The sequence below is a fragment of the Shewanella sp. SG41-4 genome (assembly GCF_014164505.1).
Lineage (GTDB): Bacteria > Pseudomonadota > Gammaproteobacteria > Enterobacterales > Shewanellaceae > Shewanella.
The window spans coordinates 1-365 of sequence record NZ_JACJFI010000763.1; the positions used below are offsets into that span (position 1 = coordinate 1).

Genomic DNA, 365 nt, shown 5'->3' on the forward strand with positions numbered 1-365 from the left:
TCAGCGTTTAGGACTAGCACGCCATTTTCTAGGGTGACTTCGGTGCCTGCAGCATAACTTTGGCCATCAACTTCAAAGCTGACAACGCTTAAATCTGAATCAACATCGCTGTCGTTATCTAATACGTTACCAGTGGCAACAGTATCTTCAACAATGGTATTGCTGTCATTGACTAACACAGACGCATCATCAAGCGGCGTCACTTCAATGGTTAATGTGGCAGTAATACCTGTGTTGGTGGTGTAGGTGATCACCGGCACGTTGCCGTTCCAGTTTTCATTTGGTGTGAAGGTGTATGAACCGTCAGCGTTTAGGACTAGCACGCCATTTTCTAGGGTGACTTCGGTGCCTGCAGCATAACTTTG

At 46.6% G+C, this 365-nt stretch carries 1 protein-coding gene; it reads right to left on the minus strand.

Features of this window, described 5'->3' with window-relative positions; translation table 11 throughout:
- Positions 1 to 365: Ig-like domain-containing protein (locus tag H5202_RS23720; RefSeq protein ID WP_182774164.1), on the minus strand; the 365-nt coding region annotated here is incomplete at both ends.